At 56.0% G+C, this 17,562-nt stretch carries 16 protein-coding genes; 8 read left to right on the plus strand and 8 right to left on the minus strand.

Going from position 1 to position 17,562, the window contains the following annotated elements; genetic code table 11:
• From Q0802_RS12410 to Q0802_RS12420, 3 genes are all read right to left on the minus strand, one after another.
• Entirely contained in the window at window positions 1-744 is a 744-nt protein-coding gene (locus Q0802_RS12410; protein ID WP_298918550.1) for an amino acid ABC transporter ATP-binding protein, read from the minus strand.
• A 123-nt stretch (window positions 745-867) separates the two neighbouring features.
• Window positions 868-2,229 carry an MATE family efflux transporter gene (locus Q0802_RS12415; RefSeq protein ID WP_298918552.1) on the minus strand — a complete coding sequence of 454 codons (1,362 nt, stop codon included), beginning with the start codon at window positions 2,227-2,229 and terminating at the stop codon, window positions 868-870.
• 129 nt (window positions 2,230-2,358) lie between these two features.
• On the minus strand, window positions 2,359-3,048 hold the full coding sequence (locus tag Q0802_RS12420) for a UTRA domain-containing protein (RefSeq protein ID WP_298918555.1): 690 nt from the start codon (window positions 3,046-3,048) through the stop codon (window positions 2,359-2,361).
• Window positions 3,049-3,230: 182 nt separating this feature from the next.
• Between Q0802_RS12420 and Q0802_RS12425 the strand changes: the two genes are divergently transcribed.
• Window positions 3,231-4,343 carry a hypothetical protein gene (locus tag Q0802_RS12425; RefSeq protein ID WP_298918558.1) on the plus strand — a complete coding sequence of 371 codons (1,113 nt, stop codon included), beginning with the start codon at window positions 3,231-3,233 and terminating at the stop codon, window positions 4,341-4,343.
• Between the two features lie 84 nt (window positions 4,344-4,427).
• Here Q0802_RS12425 and Q0802_RS12430 read toward each other — a convergent pair whose 3' ends face one another.
• Together Q0802_RS12430 and Q0802_RS12435 are read right to left on the minus strand one after the other, a co-directional pair.
• Window positions 4,428-5,345 (minus strand): LysR substrate-binding domain-containing protein, encoded by a 918-nt coding sequence (locus tag Q0802_RS12430; RefSeq protein WP_298918561.1) that lies wholly within the window; start codon window positions 5,343-5,345, stop codon window positions 4,428-4,430.
• 23 nt (window positions 5,346-5,368) lie between these two features.
• Window positions 5,369-6,736 (minus strand): formimidoylglutamate deiminase, encoded by a 1,368-nt coding sequence (locus Q0802_RS12435; protein ID WP_298918564.1) that lies wholly within the window; start codon window positions 6,734-6,736, stop codon window positions 5,369-5,371.
• A 123-nt stretch (window positions 6,737-6,859) separates the two neighbouring features.
• Between Q0802_RS12435 and hutI the strand changes: the two genes are divergently transcribed.
• From hutI to Q0802_RS12460, 5 genes are all read left to right on the plus strand, one after another.
• Window positions 6,860-8,026 carry an imidazolonepropionase gene (gene hutI / locus Q0802_RS12440; RefSeq protein ID WP_298918568.1) on the plus strand — a complete coding sequence of 389 codons (1,167 nt, stop codon included), beginning with the start codon at window positions 6,860-6,862 and terminating at the stop codon, window positions 8,024-8,026.
• The gene (gene hutH / locus Q0802_RS12445; protein ID WP_298918571.1) at window positions 8,023-9,561 is read left to right on the plus strand and encodes a histidine ammonia-lyase; all 1,539 of its coding nucleotides are present in this window, start codon (window positions 8,023-8,025) and stop codon (window positions 9,559-9,561) included. The genes hutI and hutH overlap by 4 nt, the downstream gene beginning before the upstream one ends.
• The gene (gene hutG / locus Q0802_RS12450; RefSeq protein ID WP_298918574.1) at window positions 9,558-10,361 is read left to right on the plus strand and encodes an N-formylglutamate deformylase; all 804 of its coding nucleotides are present in this window, start codon (window positions 9,558-9,560) and stop codon (window positions 10,359-10,361) included. The genes hutH and hutG overlap by 4 nt, the downstream gene beginning before the upstream one ends.
• Window positions 10,362-10,371: 10 nt before the next feature.
• The gene (gene hutU, locus Q0802_RS12455) at window positions 10,372-12,039 is read left to right on the plus strand and encodes a urocanate hydratase (RefSeq protein ID WP_298918577.1); all 1,668 of its coding nucleotides are present in this window, start codon (window positions 10,372-10,374) and stop codon (window positions 12,037-12,039) included.
• A 128-nt stretch (window positions 12,040-12,167) separates the two neighbouring features.
• The gene (locus Q0802_RS12460) at window positions 12,168-13,205 is read left to right on the plus strand and encodes an aromatic ring-hydroxylating dioxygenase subunit alpha (RefSeq protein WP_298918579.1); all 1,038 of its coding nucleotides are present in this window, start codon (window positions 12,168-12,170) and stop codon (window positions 13,203-13,205) included.
• Here Q0802_RS12460 and Q0802_RS12465 read toward each other — a convergent pair.
• Complete coding sequence (locus Q0802_RS12465; protein WP_298918582.1) at window positions 13,202-14,218, minus strand: amidohydrolase family protein; 1,017 nt, start codon at window positions 14,216-14,218, stop codon at window positions 13,202-13,204. The genes Q0802_RS12460 and Q0802_RS12465 overlap by 4 nt on opposite strands.
• Before the next feature lie 157 nt (window positions 14,219-14,375).
• Complete coding sequence (locus Q0802_RS12470) at window positions 14,376-15,143, minus strand: transporter substrate-binding domain-containing protein (RefSeq protein ID WP_298919172.1); 768 nt, start codon at window positions 15,141-15,143, stop codon at window positions 14,376-14,378.
• Window positions 15,144-15,270: 127 nt separating this feature from the next.
• Here Q0802_RS12470 and Q0802_RS12475 point away from each other — a divergent pair, with 127 nt between their 5' ends.
• Together Q0802_RS12475 and Q0802_RS12480 are read left to right on the plus strand one after the other, a co-directional pair.
• Window positions 15,271-16,014: an amino acid ABC transporter ATP-binding protein gene (locus tag Q0802_RS12475; RefSeq protein WP_298918585.1), complete on the plus strand. Its 744-nt coding sequence runs from the start codon at window positions 15,271-15,273 to the stop codon at window positions 16,012-16,014.
• Between the two features lie 11 nt (window positions 16,015-16,025).
• Window positions 16,026-16,793, plus strand: a complete 768-nt coding sequence (locus Q0802_RS12480) for an amino acid ABC transporter permease (protein WP_298918588.1) — start codon at window positions 16,026-16,028, stop codon at window positions 16,791-16,793.
• On the opposite strand, the gene Q0802_RS12485 is transcribed toward Q0802_RS12480, so the two are convergent.
• Window positions 16,794-17,519, minus strand: coding sequence for a creatininase family protein (locus Q0802_RS12485; RefSeq protein WP_298918592.1), 726 nt, complete (start codon window positions 17,517-17,519; stop codon window positions 16,794-16,796). It lies immediately after the preceding gene.
• Window positions 17,520-17,562 lie beyond the last annotated feature (43 nt).

The raw sequence follows: 17,562 nt of genomic DNA on the forward strand, positions 1-17,562 counted from the left end.
CTAATGCTCCAGAATCTGGCTCAGGAACAGCTTGCAGCGCGGGCTGTCGGGGTTGGTAAAGAACTTGTCGGGCTCTGAAATTTCCAGGATGCGGCCTGCCTCCATAAACACCATTTTGTCGGCGACCTTGCGCGCAAAGCCCATCTCGTGGGTCACGCAGACCATGGTGATGCCAGTATCGGCCAGTTCCACCATGACATCCAACACTTCGTTGATCATCTCGGGATCGAGCGCTGAGGTCGGCTCGTCAAAAAGCATGATGCGCGTTTCCATGCACAAAGATCGGGCGATGGCGACGCGCTGCTGTTGGCCGCCCGAGAGCTGGGCGGGAAACTTGTCCGCCTGTTCGGGGATATGAACCCGCTCCAGATATTTTCGCGCTCGTTCCTCCGCTTCCGCTTTCTGGATTTTCTGGACCCGGATCGGTCCGATGGTCAGGTTCTCAAGAATGGTCAGGTGCGGAAAGAGATTGAACTGCTGGAACACCATTCCGACTTCTTGCCGAAGGGTCTTGAGTGCCTTTGATCCTTCCTCAACCTCAATTCCATCGACTGTGATGCTGCCTGAATCGTGAAATTCCAAGCCATTGAAGCACCGGATCAATGTTGATTTTCCAGAGCCGGACGGGCCGCAAATCACAACCCTTTCACCCTTTTCCACCGTGAGATTGATATCGGTAAGAGCCTGAAAGGAACCGTAGAATTTATCGACGTTTGAAACGGATATCATCTCGCCAGAGTTCATCGGCTATCGGCCTCGAATAAACCTATATCAAACGGATTATGTCTGCGTTTAATGATGATTGGCAACAGCTTTCTCAAATGTGACTTGTCTTGGCAGGCGGCCGCGGTGGACCTTGATCAGAATTTAAGCAGGTGCCAATCCCCCGATGCGCTGCCGGGCAACAGTGGCGGCGACAGCCAGTGACAGCATCAGTCCGGTGACGACGGCAAGTGCAATTCCGATCCTAACGCCCGAAAGACCGAAGTCAAAGACAGCCGTAAGTAGCCATATGAAAAAGGCAATGCCGATGCCTTGCCGATAAATGCCGATCCACATGGTCCATACGGCCTTTTTCAGGGCCTGCAGCAATGAGTTCACCGAAAACAGAACAACATAGAGCGGCAGCACAATCGCTTCGATCTTCAGAAAAAGTGCCCCGATCCGGATGACTTCGGGATCGGATGAAAAGAGGCTCGTGGCAAAACCACCGAAAAACCACAGGAATGGAAAGGCACAGCAGGTGGCAATCACGCCCAACGTCCAGCACCGTTTGAAAGCCAGGCGAACCCGGTCATGGTTTCCCGCACCATAGTTTTGAGCTGCGATGGGAACCAGCGCGATGGTGATGCCGACCGCCGGGAGCAAAAAGAGCTGCTCTACACGCAGAGATATTCCATAGGCGGCAAGGGCCGTCGCGCCGTAAGCCTTCAGCGCGAACTGAACAACGAAACCGCTGGCAAAGTTGATGAGCAGAGCAAAACTCGCCGGGAATGCCTGATTGGCAATCTCGGAATATTTCGAGGGTATTGGGACAAATTCACGCCATGCGAGATCTTGCATCATGGCGCGCCCGAAGATTTTGGTAAGCAAGTAGATCGCGACGCCCGTTTGGCTAAGCGCGGTCGCCAGTGCGATGCCGTTGAACCCCATGCCGGGAACCACCTCGGGAATGCCGTACATCAACAGCGGATTAAGCCCGATATTGGCGAAAAAGGCGACGATAAGCGCGCGTTGCATGGATACCGTGTCACCCCGTGCCTGCAAGATGCCGTTGCCGCCATAGGCCACGATAAATCCCGGTAACGAAAGAACCAGCCAGTTGAAATAGGATTGCCCGGCATCGCGATATGCTCCGGGTTCGGAAACCACATTGATGAGCGCGGGCCCTGCCAATAGTGACAAGAAAATCAGCACCACCGTGGCAAAAAGGGCAAAGCTGATGCCCTGGGCGGCGAGGTGGCGCGCATCAGCCACATCCTTGCGGCCTTTTGCATTCCCAACCAGTGCGCTCATCGCCGCTCCCAGTCCAAAACCTACGGAGACCAGAACGAAGAACGCCTGGAAGCCAACTGCAAGCCCGGCCTGTGCCTGGGTACCAAAGAGGCCCGCGTAGAAGGTATCCACCACGTTGTAGAGCGTGCTGAACAGCATCCCTATCGCGGCAGGAAGCGCCAATCGGCGAAAGTGGCCTTTGATGGATCCGGTCGTCAGATCGTCGTCAATCATCGCCGATCCGCTTCTTGATATCGAAGGTGGTTGCGGGAGCAAAAATCTTTGGGTGCTGTCGGGTGGGTCGCCGGGGGGTCTCGGACTTCAAAAGTGCAAGCGTGGGGATCAGCGAGGTTGGCATCCAGGTCAAAGTTGCGTCGTCATTTTATAGTCCCGCGCGAAATAGAGTCGCGCATAGGTGACGCTGATGTCTTCCAGCCAGGTTGTCCGCTCGACCGTGAAAATGGCGTCGCCCTCCGCAATGTTCAGAAAATCGGCAATTTCAAGTGTTGCGTTTGTGGCCGAGAAAACCAGCTCGCCATTGGTGAAGGGTACTTTGCGCACCAGCCAGTCGTTTGGCCCCATGTCCTTGAAGTCAAAGCCTTCCGCGTCCGGAACCGCGCCAAGGTTGATCCAGCGTTCCTCGAACTGGTAGGGGCGATTGCCTGCGTAATGCATGCATCTGAGATGCAAGACTTTCTGGCCTTTCGGGATTTCGATCTGAGCACGCAACCAACCCGGGGCGGCAATAATGTTTCGATCGACAAGCACGTATCGATAGGTCGCACCGGTATTGGTGATTTCTTCGCGAATGAGCGGGATGGAGAATTTGGCTTTCCGGCTGGGCGATGATTTGACACGTGTTCCCGCCTTGCGCTTGCGCTCCAGAATGCCTTCGCTAACAAGTTCACGCATCGCACGGTTCACAGTTGCACGTGCACACCCGAATTCTTCAGCCAGTTCAATTTCGCCTGGAAGATTTGCACCGGGGGGCCAGATGTTTTTGCGAATGCGATCTAGAACATCGGCTTTGATGTCGTGGTAACTCGTCCGCATTTGGAGGCCGCTCACTTCATTATGTATATCTTTAATAGCGATAATGACTAACTATCGGCAAGGCAAAAGCTCTTATATTAGAATTGCTAATGATGGGGTTAATGAACGCCAAATGGTTTGAACGCTCGCCACTTGCTACGGTGTGCTCGGGGAACGGACATGCGAGAAATCGGGGACATCACTTGCACACACATCTGCAACAGCGCCTGGAAAAAGGTACGCGGAACCTCCTGATCAATTGTGCGGAATGCACACCGGGTCAGAAGGTCCTGCTGGTCTATGAAACTGAAAACGACGGTTACTACGATCCGGCCCTGTTGGATGAGGTCCGTAAGACTGCGGAGCATTTGGGGCTGATCACGGAAAGCTACGGCGTTCCGCTGGCGCGCGATGTCACGGACCCTGACGACAATCTGGTCGCAAAGATGCTGGAGGCCGATTGCACGGTTTTTCTTGCCCGGTTGGGTGATCAGATCAGGTTCAGAACGAAAGATGCATCGAAAAAGCAGATCATCAGTTATGCTCTTGACCGTGAAATGCTGGCGTCACCGTTCGGGACCATCGATTACAGCGCCTTTGAAGACCTCAAACAGCATATCAACGCTGCAATTGCCTCTGCGAACGAAATTCACGTGACTTGTCCTGCGGGGACCGATTTCAAAGGCAGGGTGGGTCAGAACACGCTGCAGGTCGGTGACGTGACCAGAAAGCGGTTTCCTGTTTCCGTCTTTGCTCCTGTCCCAGCATCCGATTTCAGAGGTTGTGTGGCGCAGCGTGGGTTCCTGACGGGAACGGGCTCACACTACTATTCGCCCTGGTCTTGCGAGATAGAAGATACGTTATTGGTGAATTTTGACGGATCGCGCATCACCGGTTTCGAAGGGTCTGCCAAAGATGTAGCGGCGGCGCGTGCACATTATGAGTTTGTCGGCAACAAGTACGGGATCGACACCTACTACGTGCATTCCTGGCATGCGGGTATTCACCCGGGGTGTGAATATAAAACGGCAGCAGGGCGTCACTTTGAGCGCTGGAGTGGCAGCGCCTTCGGTAATCCACGTTTGTTGCATTTCCATACTTGCGGGGCTTATCCGCCCGGCGAGATTTCACTCAATGTGCTTGACCCGAGCATCCGCTTGGATGGTTTGACACTGTGGGAGAATGGTATCCTTCGAATTGACCGCCTCCCTGAAAGTGCCGCTTTGCTGGAGGCTTCCCCGGATTTTGCAAAGGTCTTCCAGAGTCCGGCGGCAATGGTAGGGCAAGCCGCCTGCGGAAACTTGAGATATCGCTGAGCGGTTGGGCTTCGCAAGTGAGACGCTCAGATCTGCTGCGAAGGCACCCACGGGCAAGCGCTGCGCCTGCACCGAAAAGTGGTCCTAATCCACATTGCCTGATTGTCTAAAAGGTTTGGCTTCTTCATGAAGCCATTTCCGGAAAGCGTTTACGTTATCCGATTTGAGCGCTTCGTGTCGGCAGACAAACCAGTAAGAAAACTGCGACGGCGCTGTGGCTTCGAACGGGCGAACCAACGTCCCATCCTTGATGGCATCCGCAACCAGCGGCCCTCTTCCCATCGCGATCCCAAGCCCCTGAACTGCGGCCTGAACCACAAGATTTGCCTGACCGTATGTCTTTGTGCGGTTGAAATGAGGCAATCCGATCCCGCACTCTTTTGCCCAGAATTCCCAGGGCGATAGGGCTTCGTCGGATTCCAGATTGTCCCTCAGGATGGTGTGATTGGACAGGTCGCCAATGGCGTTGACGGTTCGCGCCAAGTTCGGTGCGCAAACCGGTGACATCCTCTCGTCCATCAATTGTTCGGCGTGCAAACCCGGGAAACCCCCGGCGCTATATGAAATGAAAACATCCGCCTCTCCGGTGCTAGGCTCACGTGAATGAGGATCGGTTGACAATGAGATTGAGATGTCCGGATTCATATGGTCAAACCTCAAAAGCCGGGGCAGCAGCCAGACAAAGGCAAAACCGGGCGGCGCGCCAACCAGTATGCCTTGCCCACGAGTTCTTTTTGACCCACGCAACTCGTCGCAGATCATCTCGATGCCGCCAAAGCCTTCGCGTGTGGCTTGTGCCAGGCGTTCGCCCGCCTCGGTGGGCACGGTCTTGCGGCTGCGGCGGATCAGCAACCTGTGACCCAACCAATCCTCCAGCAGTTTGATATGCTGACTGACCGCGCTTTGCGTGACATTCAACTCTTCCGCCGCACGCCCGAAACCGCGCAGCCGTACGACCGATTCCAAGGTGCGCAAGGCGTTGAAGGGCAAGGTCTTGAGCATGTCACCTATTCTTTGAGATCATATCATTTGTTCAATGTCGCCATCAGCTTGCGCATGGCCTCGCGATATTGCGACAGGATTTCTTCCTGGGCAACATGCTGCCCACCGTGAACCTGATGGCGCCCGCCTGACCAAACATCCGTGACGACCTTGTCTTTGGCCGCGAAAACGAGACCATCAAGCAACTGGTCGTCCCGAAGCATGCAGAGAGCCGGAGCCGTACTGTCGATGGCGACCATATCGGCCAACTTCCCTTCACCCAGAATGCCCGCGTTACGTGACAGGGCCTGCGCACCCCCCAATGCGGTGTTTGTATAGAGCGTTTCACCCGTGGACCCGGGGCCTGCCGCCAGAACATTGCGTTGCTGGTGTTTCAGGCGCTGCGAATACTCCAGTGTTCTGAGCTCTTCGCAAAGCGAAATGTTGATGTTGGAATCTGTCCCAATCCCGAATTTTCCACCATACTCCACATAGGCGGGACCGTTAAAGATACCGTCACCCAGATTGGCTTCTGTCACAGGGCAGAGGCCGGCAATCGCTCCGCTCTGAGCGATGCCCAGCGTTTCTTCGTCTGTCATATGGGTTGCGTGGATCAGGCACCATCGCGCGTCGACCTTGGCATTATGTAGCAGCCACTCTACCGGTCGCGCCCCGAGCGCCGCTTTGACGCTTTCGACTTCTTTCACCTGTTCAGCAATATGGATGTGGATCGGGCCCTGCGCCTGAAGGCCCGATACCCGGGCGAGATCGGAAGGCGAAGTCGCGCGCAGGGAATGGGGTGCAATCCCGAGGCGTGTATCCGCGTTGAGTTGCTTTACCATGTCCTGACAACGGTCGATCAATTCAATGTATTGATCGACCTTATGGCCAAAACGCAATTGGCCGCCTGTCAGTGGTTTTTGACCAACATCGCCATAAGAATAAAGGACAGGCAGATGCGTCAGCCCGATGCCGGTATCCGACGCGGCCTGCAATATCTGGCGCGAAAGCTCGGCCGGATTGTCATAGAGCTGCCCGCCGGGTGCATGATGGATGTAGTGGAATTCGCCCACCGCCGCAAAGCCTGCTTCTTGCATTTCCATGAAAGCGAGACGCGCGATTGCCCCAATCTGCTCCGGCGTCAGATGATCCAGAAACCGGTACATCAGGTCACGCCACGTCCAGAAACTTTCTCTGCCCGCTGTGCGAAATTCTGTCATCCCAGCCATGGCACGTTGAAAACTATGGCTATGAAGGTTCGACAATGCAGGCAGCAACGTATCGACACGAATGTCTTCTGGTTTCGGTGCTGTCTGGGTCTGGATGTGCGCGATTTCTTCTGCGCGCAGGGTTATCCGAACGTCCTTGGCCCAGCCATCTTGGAGGTAGGCACGTTGCGCAAAAATGGTCATTCATGATCCTTATTATGAATGGACATAATAAACTTAAGGCCATACAATCTGGCTGACAAGATGAATTTCGAATTTGGTGTTCCCGTGACGCGCAGAGTTCTGAAAAATTGCCAAGTTGCGACCATGGTACCCGGCAGCGTGGCCTATGGTTTGGATGGCAGCGATACAATTGCCTTACAGGATGAAAAGATCATTTGGGTTGGCGTGCAGGCCGAACTGCCGCAAGAATATTCCAAGGCATCCGCTCTCGATCTGGAGGGCAGATTGGTGACCCCGGGTCTCATCGATTGCCATACGCATCTGGTGTTCGGAGGCCACCGGGCGCGGGAATTTGAGATGCGCCTGAATGGCGCGTCTTATGAGGAGATTGCGCGCGCTGGCGGCGGCATTGTGTCAACGGTCACGGCGACGCGCGCCGCCAGCCAGAACGAGCTGGTAGGTCAGGCGCTACCCAGACTGGATGCCTTGATCGCCGAGGGCATCACTACCGTCGAGATAAAGTCGGGCTATGGCCTTGATGCGGAGGTGGAGCTGCACATGTTGCGGGCCGCGCGTCACCTTGGTGATCTGCGGGGCGTGACAGTTCAGACCACCTTTCTGGGCGCGCATGCGGAACCACCAGAATTTTCCGGGCGGGGGGATGCGTATATTGACGAGGTTTGTATTCCCGCTCTTCGTGCAGCGCATGCCGAAGGTCTTGTGGATGCGGTAGATGCATTTTGCGAAGGCATTGCTTTTTCGCCGGAGCAGGTAGCGCGCGTGTTTGAGGTGGCCAGCGAGCTCGGGTTGCCGGTGAAAATCCATGCCGAACAGCTTTCAAATCTGGGGGGCGCAAAACTGGCTGCGGGATACGGCGCCCTGTCCGCTGATCATATTGAATACATCGATGCGCCGGGTGTGGCCGCCATGGCTGCGGCAGGCACCGTTGCGGTCATTTTGCCTGGTGCATTTTATACGTTGCGTGAAACGCAGAGGCCGCCAATTGATCTGTTGCGTGAACACGCCGTGCCGATGGCGGTCGCGACTGATGCCAATCCCGGCTCTTCGCCAATGACCTCCCTGTTGTTGGCAATGAATATGGCCTCGACCCTGTTTCGCATGACGCCGGAAGAGGCATTGGCCGGGGCTACGCGCAATGCGGCGCTTGCTCTGGGGCTTACAGATCGCGGTATGATCGCCCCGGGAATGCGCGGGGACCTTGCCGTTTGGGATGTCGAGACGCCCGCTGAACTGGTTTACAGAATTGGGTTCAATCCGCTGCATTCACGGATTTTTGGAGGTCAGCCGTGACCGTTCTGACACTGACGCCTGGCGCTGTTTCATTGAGTGATCTCGCGCAGGTTTTTCATCATGAAACCTCTGTGGTCCTGGACCCTGATTGCCGCAGTGCTGTCGAGGCTGCGGCTGCACGCATTGCGGAGGCGGCTCGCGGCGAAGACCCGGTCTACGGTGTGAATACGGGCTTTGGAAAACTGGCCAGCCTGAAGATCGCACCCGAAGATACAGAGACGCTGCAACGTAATCTGATCCTGTCACATTGTTGCGGTGTGGGTGACCCAATATCGCGTGCTCACGCCCGGTTGATCATGACGCTGAAGATGCTGTCATTGGGGCGCGGAGCGTCCGGGGTGCGCTGGTCGCTCATAGAATTGCTGCAAGAGATGTTGGCGCGAGGTGTGACGCCTATGATTCCAGCGCAGGGCTCAGTGGGCGCTTCGGGCGATCTGGCGCCCCTTGCTCATATGGCGGCTGTCCTGATCGGCGCGGGGCAGGCGGAGTTTGAGGGTGATGTCATGCCGGGCCATGACGCCTTGAGCAAGGCTGGCCTGCACCCCATCCAGCTCGGGCCAAAAGAGGGCTTGGCTTTCATCAATGGCACCCAGTTCTCTACCGCCTTTGCCTTGTCCGGCCTCTTTGGCGCGTGGCAGGCGACCGGTTCAGCGCTTGTTACGTCAGCACTTTCCACAGATGCGATCATGGGCTCGACCGCCCCTTTGCAGCCTGAAATCCACACGCTGCGGGGGCATCGCGGGCAAATTGAAGCCGCTGCGGCGATGCGGGCGTTGCTGGACGGATCCGAAATCCGCGAAAGCCACCGCGAAGGCGATAGCCGTGTTCAGGATCCATATTGCATCAGATGCCAACCGCAGGTTACCGGCGCGGCAATGGATGTGCTGCGACAGGCGGCCATGACGCTGCGGATTGAAGCCAATGCCGCCACGGACAATCCTCTGGTTTTGACGGGCGCGGATATGATTGTCTCTGGTGGCAATTTTCACGCGGAACCGGTTGGTTTTGCCGCCGATATGATCGCGCTTGCACTGTCGGAAATAGGAGCCATCGCGCAAAGACGCGTGGCATTGATGGTCGACCCGACCCTGTCCTTTGATTTGCCACCTTTTCTGACGCCAAATCCGGGCCTGAACTCGGGCTACATGATCGCAGAGGTTACCACGGCGGCGTTGATGTCAGAAAACAAACATCTGGCAAACCCCTGCGTGACAGATTCGACGCCCACCTCCGCCAATCAGGAGGACCATGTTTCCATGGCGGCGCATGGGGCGTTTCGGTTGCATCGGATGTTGTCGAACCTACACAATATTCTGGGTGTTGAACTGCTCTGTGCCGCACAGGGTGTCGAATTCCGCGCGCCGCTGGAAACCAGTGCTGCCCTGTCGCGCTGTATCCGCTTGCTGCGCAAGGATGTGCCTGCGCTGGAGGAAGATCGTTATCTCGCGCCCGATATCAAACGCGCAGCCGATCTGATCGCCTCGGCAAAGGTGCAAAATGTCGCGCAAATCCCCATGCCGGAACTGAAAGCATGAAGGTTTTTGAGGTGATCCCGGGGCACAGCCCGGTTGTTCTCGCGCAGCCCCACGGTGGGGTTTTCGTGCCGGAGGGCATCTTTTCCAGACTGAATGCCCGCGGTCAGGGGTTGTCAGATACCGATTGGCACATCACCCGGCTTTATGGTGGATTGCTCGACGGCGCGACGGTAGTCAGGTCAAATGTGCACCGATATGTCGTGGATGCAAACCGCGATCCGGGCGGTATGTCATTGTACCCAAACCAGAATACGACCACGCTTTGCCCACAGACGGACTTCGATGGGCTTGATATCTGGCTTAAAGGGCAAGCCCCCGGAGACGATGAGATCGCGGCGCGCCGCGAAGCCTTTCATCTCCCCTACCATGAAGCGTTGCGGGCGGAACTGGATCGCGTGAAGGCCCGTCACGGGGTCGCTATTCTCTATGATTGCCACTCCATTCGCTCGACCATTCCCTTTCTCTTCGAAGGGGTATTGCCTGTCTTTAGCATCGGCACCAACGATGGCCTCACCTGTGACCAGCTGGTGGAGGAAACGGTCCACCTAGAGTGCCTGTCGGAAATCGAATACAGCACTGTTCTGAATGGGCGTTTCAAAGGTGGCTGGACGACCCGCCATTACGGGAAGCCCGCCGAAGGAACCCACGCGATCCAGATGGAATTGGCCCAGCGTGCCTACATGGAAGAGAAAACCCCCTGGGCTTACCGCGAAGATCGCGCATCAGGCCTGCGCGCGGTCTTGCAGAAAATCCTCAAAAATCTGGATCGCCTCGCCCGCAGTGGTGAATTCAACACATAAGGAGTCGGAAATGCGCGACCGCAAGAATACACGTGACGTTTATCCGCCAACAGGTCCGGAATTGAATGCCAAAAGCTGGCTGACCGAGGCGCCATTGCGCATGTTGATGAATAATCTGCATCCGGATGTCGCAGAAAACCCGCATGAACTTGTGGTCTATGGCGGTATCGGACGCGCCGCGCGGACATGGTCGGATTTTGACGCGATGGTGGCGACGCTCAAGGACCTCGCAGAAGACGAAACGATGATCGTGCAATCCGGGCGCCCGGTCGCTGTGATCAAGACCCATGCAGATGCACCGCGCGTTCTGATCGCAAATTCCAACCTCGTTCCGCATTGGGCGACGTGGGATCATTTCAACGAACTCGATAAAAAAGGTCTGGCAATGTATGGCCAGATGACCGCCGGGTCGTGGATCTACATCGGATCTCAGGGGATCGTGCAAGGCACATTCGAGACATTTGTCGAGGCCGGGCGACAGCATTATCAGGGGGACCTGACCGGCAAATGGATCCTAACCGGCGGATTGGGTGGCATGGGGGGCGCGCAGCCGCTCGCGGCGGTCATGGCGGGCGCTTGCTGTCTTGCGGTCGAGTGCAACCCTGACAGTATCGATTTCCGCCTGCGTACCCGATACGTCGATGAAAGAGCCGATACGCTTGACGAGGCCTTGGAGATGATCACCCGTTGGACGGCTGCGGGTGAGGCCAAATCCGTCGGACTGCTCGGTAATGCTGCGGATATTTTTGCGGAGCTCGTAGCACGTGGGGTCAGGCCGGATATCGTCACCGATCAGACCTCTGCCCATGATCCGATCAACGGGTATCTGCCTCAGGGCTGGAGCATGGCAGAATGGCGTGAGAACCGCGAGAGCGATCCGAAGGCCGTAGAGAGAGCTGCGCGCGCCTCGATGAAAATCCACGTCAAGGCGATGGTGGATTTCTGGAACATGGGGGTGCCGACGCTGGATTATGGGAACAACATCCGGCAGGTCGCTTTGGAGGAGGGGTTGGAGAACGCTTTTGCTTTCCCGGGTTTTGTGCCCGCCTATATCCGACCGCTCTTTTGCCGGGGCATCGGCCCCTTCCGCTGGGCAGCGCTGTCGGGTGATCCGGAAGATATTTACAAGACCGATGCCAAGGTGAAGGAACTCGTCGATGATCCACACCTGCACAAGTGGCTGGACATGGCGCGGGAGCGGATCAGCTTCCAGGGATTGCCCGCGCGGATTTGCTGGGTGGGTCTGGGCGTCAGGCATAAACTCGGCCTCGCGTTCAACGAAATGGTCAAAAGCGGCGAGCTATCCGCGCCAGTTGTGATTGGGCGTGACCACCTCGACAGCGGATCGGTTGCCTCACCCAATCGGGAAACGGAGGCGATGAAGGATGGCTCCGATGCGGTCTCGGACTGGCCGCTGCTGAACGCGATGATCAACACGGCCTCCGGGGCCACGTGGGTTTCGTTGCATCATGGTGGCGGTGTCGGCATGGGGTTCAGCCAGCACGCCGGAATGGTCATTTGCGCAGATGGCACAGATGAGGCGGCAGCGAGGCTCGCGCGCGTGCTGTGGAATGATCCCGCATCGGGCGTGTGGCGTCACGCCGATGCCGGCTACGCCGATGCGGTTGCTTGCGCGCGCGAACAGGGTTTGCGTCTGCCAACCATTCTGGGCAATTAAAACATCCTCTCATGCGTCTTTCAGGGGTCGAATAAGCCCAGCTAATAAGGTGCATTAACAGACAGTCATGGAGCAATCCTGTCCAAGCGCATATGCTGCTCAGGTGAAGAAGTCAGAGGAGAAGACAGATGTTTTTGCGCAATTGCTGGTATGTCGCAGGTTGGAGCAAGGACTATGATCAGACCCTTACGGCGCAAAAGCTGCTGGGCGAAAACATTGTTCTTTACCGGAAGTCCGATGGCACGCCAGCAGCGCTCGAAGACGCCTGTCCGCATCGAAAATTGCCACTTTCAATGGGGAAACTGGAAAATGATAATGTCGTTTGCGGCTATCACGGCTTGACCTTCGATTGTTCTGGGGCCTGCGTTGATGCGCCGACACAGAGGGGCAGCATCCCGAAACGGGCGGTCGTGCGATCCTATCCGGTCGTGGATCGATACCGCCTGCTGTGGATTTGGATGGGTGACCCGAAAAAGGCTGATCCTGACGAGATTTTTAAAATTGAAAACTTTGACAATCCGGAATGGGGCTACACCGATGGCGGCACCCTCCCGATTGCCTGCAACTATCTCTGGATCGTCGATAATCTGCTGGACCCCAGCCATGTCGCCTGGGTGCATGTTACGTCTTTTGCCGGGGGTGGGACCGATGATCAGCCGTTGGACATGGAAAAGACCGACCGCGGCGTGATCGTGTCGCGCTGGATTTACGATCAACCGCCGTCACCCTACTACAAGGACTTGATCAGGTTCGGTGGTAACTGTGATCGCAAACAGCACTATGAGATGTGCTTTCCCGCCATTGCGCTCAACAAATCTGTCTACACGCCCGTAGGGACCGGTGGCCCAGGTAAACCCGCAGTTGATCAGACCTATGTGAACATCTCATACAACTTCATGACGCCCGTTGACGCGCATAACGCGCAGTATATCTGGTTCCAGCATCGCAACACCGACCCCGATGACAAGGCCATTTCGAAAAAGATGAATGACGGGGCGATCATGGCCTTCAACGAGGACAAGGATATTCTGGAAGCGGTTCACAAGGGTATGGAAGCGCCGGTCACACCGCATCTGGACCTGGGGCTCGATCTGGGGGCCAAGACATTTCGGCTCCAGCTACAAAGGTTGATCGACGCTGAGCAAGCCGCGTCTGGATCAACCTAGGGCTTTTGCCGCAGGTCTTCGAGCCGTGTTAAAAGACGATGGGCAGTCTTCCACGTCACCTGCTCTTTCTCTGCTTCCGTCAGTTTGGCGGGCGCAACGGCATGGGCATAAGGATCGTCCTTGAAGATCGGATAATCCGATCCCAACATGATCCGATCCGCGCCAAGAACCCTTACTGCGGCCTCCAAAGCGCGCGGACCAAGCGACGCGCAATCATACCACAGGTGCCGTAGCTTTTCCGTGGGAAATGGCAGGTCCGGATTGCGATGCCGGGCAATGCTCTCCAGGCGTTCAAAAATGAAAGGCAGGGTGCCCCCCAGATTGACGATCTGGAAGCTGATGTTGGGATAGGTTTCGATTATGTCAGAAAGGATCAGGGTCAGGGCCACCTGCGAGGCGCTTGATTGCAGATCCACGGCGGAGAGCCGGTATTGTACAAAATCTGCGGGCAGGGGAGGCGGCTCCTGCCCGACCTTTAGGCCCGGATGCAACATGATATGGCAGCCATGGTCATTTGCTGCTTCAAGCAATGGCACAAGGGTGGCGGCTTCCTGCAAGGAGTTGAAGTAGTTGGACGGCAAGATGATCCCGGGTAAGCCAAGGTCTCGACGAATACGCCGGACCTCCGCACAGGCAAGCTCAAGATCGTCCAGAGGCACCCCCGCCAGCCCGATCAAGGCCCCGGCACTTTGCGTGCCCAGTTCTGCAAGGAAATCGTTGTAATCCGAGATTGCCGTCGCAATTTCATTTGCGGGCAATAAGTCCACACCCAGAGCACCGGGGAAAGTCAGCATACGGTGGGTCAGCCCTGCAGATTTCATCTCTGCCAAACCTACGAGCGGGTCATGATAATGATCCGTAAACGGAAATTCGCCATTCATCGCGACCATGACGGTCACGCCGTCCTCTCGTTTTCGCAGGTACGGTCGTTCCCTGCGCGATTGCAGTGTCTCCACCAGCCCGCCACCATAAAAATGGGCGTGCATATCGATGCGACGGTTCTCTTCTGCCATGCGCATGTCCTGATCGCCGCCGGTTCCGAGTGAGAAAATCGCACTGCACTCAGGCTTTCAAATCCGGCGTGTTAACTTCTGAGTGTTTGAAGATGTGCCGCGCGGCCTGAAACGCTGCGCGGCATATATTCTCACGGCTACTTATTGTTCTGGCGGCTCAAAGCCCCCATTTCTCGGCGGTTGTTTCAAAGAAGCCCTGCTTTTTCTTCAGTTCGATCCAGCTGTTGACGTAGTTGATCCAAACCTGATCGGTCTGCGGCAGTAGCATTGCAATCGGGGTCGGCGCGCGCGAGTTGGACACGCCGATTTGGCGCAAATTTGGGAACTTTGTCAGCAGCGTCGACCCTTCAATGTTAGATGTGATGAAGACATCGGCGCGACCCGACAGAACTTCCTGAAAGCCTCGTGCGGGAGCTTCAACCACAACGATTTCGGCGTCGGGGAACCAGCTCCGGACGCTCTTTTCAAAGGTGGTGCCAAGGGTTGTGGCAACCTTGACGTCGCCTTTGTTGATGGTCTCCCAGTCGCCGAAGCGCTCAGCCTTGTCTTCTGTGGTGAAAGGCAGGATTTCCACGTCAATATAGCTGTCTGAATAGCCCGCGGCTTTCAGACGTGCCGGGCTGATCGAAGCGGAGCCGGTCATGTGGTAGTTGCCTGCGACCACACCATTGACGAGGGTTTTCCAGTCGGTGGGAACCATTTCAAGCTCCACGCCGAGGTCCGCCGCCAGCTGTGTCATCACGTCAATGTCGTATCCGACATAGGAGTTGGTCGCCGGATCCCGCACCGACATCGGGTTCCAGTCACCCGTCGTGCCGACTTTCAAAACGCCACCGTTCAGAATTTCATTCAAGGCGGATTGCGCGCTTGCTGGTGCTGCCAGCAGTGACACTGCAAATGCCGTCGCCAGGCCTACCGTTTTCATTAGTTTCATTATGTCGTCCCTGTTGGTTGCTTTCTGTCTGTATTATGTCTGTGCATTAAAATTTTTGTATAGTTCTATCGGAATATCAAGTAACAAAGACGATAACAAACATACCGGGGAGGGGTCTATGTCCGAAAAAGGTCCGGCCATCAAAATCAGCGCATTGAACAAGTGGTATGGCGACTATCATGCGCTCAAGGATATTGATCTGCAAGTTGATCATGGCGAACGGATTGTTGTCTGCGGGCCGTCGGGATCCGGGAAGTCCACGTTGATTCGCTGTGTGAATTCACTTGAACAGCACAATTCAGGCCAGATCGTTGTCGATGGCATCTTGATGAAGGATGAAGCATCCATCAACGAAATCCGCTCTGAAGTTGGCATGGTCTTTCAGCAATTTAACCTATTTCCACATTTGACGATTTTGCAGAACCTAACGCTGGGGCCGATGAAGGCCCGCAACATGTCCAAGGCAGATGCCGAGGAGCGGGCCATGCGCTATCTGGAACGTGTCCGCATTCCCGATCAGGCGCAAAAGAAACCCAGCGAGTTGTCCGGTGGCCAACAGCAGCGGGTTGCGATTGCGCGATCGCTCTGCATGGAGCCGAAAATCATGCTTTTTGATGAACCAACTTCCGCGCTGGACCCGGAAATGATCTCGGAGGTTCTGGATGTCATTGTTGATCTTGCCGAAGAGGGGATGACGATGATCTGCGTCACCCATGAGATGGGATTTGCCCGGCGTGCTGCTGACCGCATGATCTTCATGGATCATGGCGAGATTATTGAAACCGGCCCACCGGATGCGTTTTTCAATGCGCCAAAATCCCAGCGTTGCCAGTTGTTCCTCAGCCAAATCTTGCAGCACTAGGGGGCGCACCCATGAGACCACGTATATTCTTGTCATTCGGTGCCTTGGTGCTTCTGGCCGGGTGTAGCTCCGGCTCCGGAACCTGGGGTTGGTATGTGATTGATCCCAGTACACCAAAGGGTATGTCCAATATCAGCTTCTTGCTTAGCGGCTTCGGTGCAACCATCCTGCTGTCACTCATAGCAGCGGGGCTTTCGATGATGTTGGGGTTGCTGGTGGCCTTGCCCGGCATGTCGGGCAATCGCTGGATACGACTGCCATCGCGCATCTACATCGAATTCATAAGGGCCATTCCCTTGCTTCCGATGCTGTTTTGGGTGTTCTACGGGCTCCCGGTTGTGCTGAAATCCATCGGGATCAACGTAAGCATTGATGCTTTCTGGGGCGCGGTTCTGACGCTTGCAATCTCTGATAGCGCCTTTACCGCAGAGATTTACCGGTCGGGCATTCAGTCGATCAGTAAAGGGCAAACCGAAGCCGCAAAAACCGTTGGTCTGAACTATCGACAAACGATGCGCTACGTAATTTTGCCTCAGGCGATCAAACGCATCCTGCCACCCCTGGCGAACCAATTCATCTATATTGTCAAAATGTCCGCTTTTGCCTCTGTCATCGGCATGCAGGAGTTGACGCGCCGCGCCAATGAATTGGTGGTGACAGAGTATCGCCCCCTCGAAATCTACACTTTGCTGATATTTGAGTATCTCGTGCTGGTGCTGATCATCAGCTTCTTTGTCCGCTGGCTTGAACGAAAAATGGGCGCGGATGAAAGCAAGTGATCACCCGGTGAAAGACAGAAAATCCGCAGCGACTGCGGCGGCTGCCGTCTCTAGCAGCACCTTACCGTGGTCGGCCCGGGCCAATGCAGAATGAGACCCGACCCGGCCGTCTGGAAAATCGCGGCGGTGGTCCTCTGGTGGTCCATGTTTGTCTCCCGCATGCGCCTTGATGTAATCGGGCGTGAGTTTGCGTGGGACAGGGAGGTTTTTGTCTTCGATGGTGCGATGGGTGTGCTGCGTGACCGACACTTCGGACGGCGTGGCATGCATACCTTCCCAATCCCCATACCACGCTTCCCGCAGCACATTGACCTCTTCGAAGTCCCACCAGCTGCGGATGTGCGTGTCTGCGTCGACCTTCATGCTGGCCTCAGTCAATGGCTCAAGGTTGGCACCATGTCCGTTCAAAATGTAGATTTCACGAAACCCATGATGCGCCAGAGATTGCATGACCTGCAGCGCAAGATCCTCAAAAAGGGCAGGGCTTACCGAGACCGTGCCTGCAAAGCTCATGTTGAATGGCGCAGGAGCATAGGCCAGTTCCGGTGCAACGATGGCCTGGCATTGGTCTGCCGCCGCCCAGGCAATTTCGCGCGCGCAAATTGCATCTGTCCCGATCAGACCGAGCGGTCCGTGTTGTTCAATCGATCCCGTCGGCAGGATCACCCCTTGGCAGGTCGCAAGATAGGTATCGACCTCTTGCCAGGTCATTTCTTCAAGTTTCATACCATCTGCTAACGCGCAGTCATATCGAAAGGAAAGCTCAATC

The organism is uncultured Roseobacter sp., from assembly GCF_947495275.1.
Lineage (GTDB): Bacteria > Pseudomonadota > Alphaproteobacteria > Rhodobacterales > Rhodobacteraceae > Roseobacter.